The organism is Kitasatospora sp. NPDC001159, from assembly GCF_053598235.1.
This window is the reverse complement of the sequence record NZ_JBSFJV010000204.1, coordinates 1-5,281: the sequence shown is the minus strand read 5'-3', so window position 1 is coordinate 5,281 and position 5,281 is coordinate 1. Positions and strand designations below refer to the sequence as shown.

Annotated in this window: 1 pseudogene; it reads left to right on the top strand. The window is 67.4% G+C overall.

Going from position 1 to position 5,281, the window contains the following annotated elements:
- Window positions 1–39 precede the first annotated feature (39 nt).
- Window positions 40–5,281 (top strand): annotated as a pseudogene (locus tag ACWC9T_RS40600) (type I polyketide synthase); the annotation flags it as partial.

Sequence of the window (5,281 nt, the reverse complement as noted above, 5' to 3'; positions counted from 1 at the left end):
GCCCGCCGACGGCTGCGGGAGAACGAGCAGCGCGCGGGAGAGGCCATCGCCATCGTGGGGATGGCGTGCCGGTATCCGGGTGGGGTGTCTTCGCCCGAGGGTTTGTGGCGGGTGGTTCGGGATGGTGTGGATGCGATTGGGGAGTTTCCGGAGGATCGTTATTGGGATGTGGAGGGGTTGTTTGATCCGGTGCCGGGGGTGCCGGGGAAGAGTTATGCGCGTGAGGGTGGGTTTGTTCGTGGTGCGGCTGATTTTGATGCGGAGTTTTTCGGGATCAGTCCGAATGAGGCGTTGGAGATGGATCCGCAGCAGCGGTTGTTGTTGGAGTCGTCGTGGGAGGCGTTGGAGCGGGCGGGGATTGTTCCGGGTTCGTTGCGGGGGAGTGCGACGGGTGTTTTTGCTGGGGTGATGTATCACGATTATGCGGGGAGTGCGGCGTTGGGGAGTGTGGTGTCGGGGCGGGTGGCGTATGCGTTGGGGTTGGAGGGGCCGGCGGTGAGTGTGGATACGGCGTGTTCGTCGTCGTTGGTGGGGTTGCATTTGGCGGTGCAGTCGTTGCGGCGGGGTGAGTGTTCGTTGGCGTTGGCGGGTGGGGTGGCGGTGATGGCGACGCCGGAGACGTTTGTGGAGTTTTCGCGTCAGCGGGGGTTGTCGGTGGATGGGCGGTGTCGGTCGTTTGGTGGGGGTGCGGGGGGGACGGGGTGGTCTGAGGGTGTGGGTGTGTTGGTGGTGGAGCGGTTGTCGGATGCGCGGCGGCTGGGGCACGAGGTGCTGGCGGTGGTGGCTGGTTCTGCGGTGAATCAGGATGGTGCGTCGAATGGGTTGACGGCGCCGAATGGTCCGTCGCAGCAGCGGGTGATTCGTGCGGCGTTGGCGGATGCGGGTGTGTCGGCGGTGGATGTGGATGTGGTGGAGGCGCACGGGACGGGGACGGTGCTGGGCGATCCGATCGAGGCTCAGGCGTTGATTGCGGCGTATGGGCAGGGTCGTGGTGAGGATCGTCCGTTGTGGCTGGGTTCGGTGAAGTCGAACATCGGCCACACTCAGGCGGCTTCGGGTGTTGCGGGTGTGATCAAGATGGTGGGGGCGTTGCGGCATGGGGTGTTGCCGCGGACGTTGCATGCGGAGGTGCCGTCGGCGGAGGTGGACTGGTCGGCGGGTGCGGTGGAGTTGTTGCAGGAGCAGCGGGAGTGGAGTGCGCAGGAGGGGCGGACGCGTCGGGCCGGCGTGTCGTCCTTCGGACTCAGTGGGACCAACGCCCACGTCATCCTCGAAGAGGCGCCCGGGCGGGACGTGCCCGAAGTGCCGGAGCCGGACGACGAACTCCCCGCTCCGCGACGGAACGTGGTGCCCTGGGTGCTGTCCGGGCGGACCGAGGAAGCGCTGGCCGCCCAGGCCGAGCGGCTGCTCACCAGGGTCGACGACGCCTGGGACCTGGACCCGGTTGATGTGGGGTATTCGCTGGCGGTGTCGCGGTCGGGGTTTGGGTGTCGTGCGGTGGTGGTGGGTTCTGAGGTGGGGGAGTTGTTGGCGGGTGTGGTGGGGGTTGCTGATGGTGAGGTGGTGCCGGGTGTGGTGCGTGGGGTTGCTTCTGTTGCTGGTGGTGGTGGGACGGGGTTTGTGTTTCCGGGGCAGGGGTCTGGGTGGGTGGGGATGGGGCGTGGGTTGTATGGGGTGTTTCCGGTGTTTGCTGAGGCGTTTGATGGGGTGTGTGGGTTGTTGGAGGGTGAGTTGGGTGGGGTGTTGCCGGTGGGGGTGGGGTTGAGGGATGTGGTGTTTGGTGAGGTGGGGTTGGGGTCTGGTGTGGGGAGGGGTGTGGTGCTGGGGGGGTTGTTTGGGGTGGGTGTGGGGTTGGTGGGGTTGTTGGGTTCGTGGGGGGTGCGGCCGGATTGGGTGGTGGGTCTTTCGGTGGGGGAGGTGTGTGCTGCGTGGGTGGCGGGGGTGTTGTCGTTGGAGGATGCGTGTGTGTTGGTGGGTGCGCGGGGTCGGTTGATGGAGGGTGTGGGTGCGGGTGGGGTGATGGTGGCGGTGGAGGCGTCGGAGGGTGAGGTGGTGCCGTTGTTGGGTGGGGGTGTGTGGTTGGGGGCGGTGAATGGTCCTCGGTCGGTGGTGTTGTCGGGGGTGCGGGGTGCGGTGGAGGAGGCGGTTGCGGGGTTTGTGGGGTTGGGGCGGCGGGTGCGGTGGCTGGAGGTGGCGGATGGGTTTCATTCGGGGTTGATGGATGGGGTGTTGGAGGAGTTCCGGGGTGTGGTGGAGGGGTTGGAGTTGGGTGATCCGGTGGGTGTGGGTGTGGTGTCGTCGGTGTCGGGTGGGGTGGTGGGGGCGGGGGTGATGTCGTCGCCGGGGTATTGGGTGGAGCAGATTTCGTCGGCGGTGCGGTTTGCGGATGCGGTGGGGGTGGTGGAGGCGGCGGGTGTGGTGTCGTTCGTGGAGGTGGGTCCGGGGTCGGTGTTGTCGGGGATGGTGGCCGACTCGGTCGCTGAGGGATCGCCTGCGGTGGGCGTGCCGTTGCTGCGCAAAGGCCGGGACGAGGTGCTGTCGCTGGTCGAGGGTGTGGGCCGGCTCCACGAGCGCGGTGTCACGGTGGACTGGGAGGCGTTCTTCGCGGGGCGTGGTGGTCGGCGGGTGGAGTTGCCGACGTATGCGTTTCAGCGGGAGCGTTTTTGGCGGGACAGTGTGGGTGGTGCTGGTGGTGTGGGTGGTGTGGGTCATCCGTTGTTGGGGTCGGTTGTGGTGTTGGCGGGTTCGGGTGGGGTGGTGTTGTCGGGGCGGTTGTCGTGTGCGACGGATCCGTGGTTGGCGGATCACGTGGTGGCGGGGTCGGTGGTTTTTCCGGGTGCTGGGTTGGTGGAGTTGGTGGTGGCGGCTGGTGGTCGTGTGGGGTGTGGGCGGGTGGAGGAGTTGGCGTTGGTGGCGCCGTTGGTGTTGCCGGAGTCGGGTGGTGTGGATGTTCAGGTGATCGTGGGTGCGGTGGATGGTGGGGGCCGGCGTGAGGTGTCGGTGTTCGGTCGGGGTGAGGGGTTGGGTGAGGACGAGGCGGGTTGGGTGCGCTATGCGTCCGGTGTGGTCGTGGAGGAGTCGGGTGAGGGTTCGGGTGTGGGGGTGGTTTCGGGTCTTTCGGAGTGGCCGCCGGCGGGTGCGGAGCCGGTGGTGGTGGAGGGGATGTATGAGGACCTGGCGGCTGAGGGTCTGAGTTACGGTCCGGCCTTCCAGGGCGTGCGTGCGGCCTGGCGCCGCGGCGAAGAGACCTTCGCCGAGATCGGGACCGAAGCACTCGGCCGGGATCTCAACAGGTTCACCCTGCATCCAGCGCTGCTCGACGCGGCCTTGCACACGCTCGCTCTGCAGGACGGCGTAGGAATCCGTCTGCCCTTCACGTGGTCCGGCGTGGAGCTGTACGAGGGCGGCACGGGTGCCGACACCCTGCGGGTCCGCTTGCGCGCCACTTCTGCCGACGTGGCATCCGTGGACATCGCCGACGACATGGGTCGTCCCGTCGCGTCGGTGGAGTCGTTGGTGGTGCGGTCGTTGGGGGAGGGGTTGGTGTCCGGGGTGGGGTCGGGTGTGGATGGGTTGTTCGGTGTGGAGTGGGTGAGGGCGGAGGAGGGTGCTGCTGGTTCTGGGGTTGGTTCTGGTTCTGGTGGTGGGGTGTCGTGGGGTGAGTTGGGTGAGGTGTTGTCGGGTGTGGGGGTGGTGCCTGATGTGGTGGTGCTGCGGGTGGGGTCGGGTGCGGAGGTGTCGGGTGAGGGTGTGCGGGACGTGGTCGGCGGTGTGCTGACGGGCATTCAGCAGTGGCTGGCTGAGGAGCGTTTGGCGGGGTCGCGGTTGGTGGTGGTGACGGAGGGCGCGGTCGACGCCGGGTCTGGGTCCGGGTCCGGGTCCGGTGAGGGTGCCGGCGGTGGTTCTGGTTCTGGGTCGGGTGTTGATGTGGTGGGGGCTGCGGTGTGGGGGTTGGTGCGGTCGGTGCAGAACGAGCATCCGGGTCGTGTGGTGTTGGTGGATGGTGAGCCGGGGGCGGAGTTGTCGGTGTTGGTGTCGGGTGCTGTGGTGTCGGGTGAGGGTCAGGTGGCGGTGCGGGACGGGGTGTGGTGGGTGCCGCGTCTGGTGCGTGCCGGTGTGGAGGCTGGCTCTGGTGTGGTGGCCGGTTCCGGGGCCGGTGCTGGTTCTGGTTCCGGTGTCGATGCTGGTTCTGGTTCTGGTTCTGGTTCGGGTTCTGGGTCTGTGTTTGGTTCGGGTGTGGTGTTGGTGTCGGGTGGTACGGGTGGTTTGGGTGGGGTGGTGGCGCGGCATTTGGTGGTGGGTCATGGGGTGCGTGATGTGTTGTTGGTGAGTCGTCGGGGTGTGGGGGGTTCGGGGGTTGCTGGTGTGGTGGGGGAGTTGGAGGGGTTGGGGGCGCGGGTGGAGGTGGTGGCGTGTGATGTGGCGGATCGTGGGGCGTTGGCTGGTGTGTTGGAGGGGCGTGTGTTGTCGGGTGTGGTGCATGCGGCGGGTGTGTTGGATGACGGGGTGGTGTCGTCGTTGTCGGTGGATCGGTTGGCGGGGGTGTTGCGGCCGAAGGTTGATGGTGTGCTGAATTTGCATGAGTTGACGTCGGGTATGGGGTTGTCGGCGTTTGTGTTGTTTTCTTCGGTGGCGGGGGTGTTGGGGTCGCCGGGGCAGGCGAGTTATGCGGCGGCGAATGCGTTCATGGATGCGTTTGCTGTGTATCGGCGGGGGTTGGGTCTGCCGGCGCAGTCGTTGGCGTGGGGGCCCTGGGCGGCGGAGTCGGGTGGGATGACGGGTTCGTTGGGTGAGGTTGAGCGGTCGAGGATGGTGCGGGGTGGGTTGAGGCCGTTGGCGTCGGGGGAGGGCCTGGCGCTGTTCGATGCGGTGGTCGGGTCGGCGGGGCCGGCGCTGGTGGTGCCGGCGCGTTTCGATCTGTCCGCGTTGCGGGCCCGGGGTGCCGAGCTGGAGCCGGTCTACCGCGCCCTCGTCCCCCGCACCCGCACCCGTAACCGGACGACCGGCACTCGCTCCCGGGTGCTGACATTGACTTCCGAGGAAGCCCTGCGTCTTGTCCAGATGAAGGCTGCCTCGGTGCTGGGCCACGGTTCGGCCGAGTCCGTGGACGCGACGCGTGCTTTCCAGGAGATGGGATTCGACTCGCTTTCCGCGGTGGAGCTGCGGAATGAGCTGGGCAGTGCGACCGGTCTCGCACTTCCGGCGAGCCTGATCTTCGACTACCCCAATGCCACCGCGGTGGCCGACCTGCTTGTGGCCGAACTCGCCGGCACGACGCGCC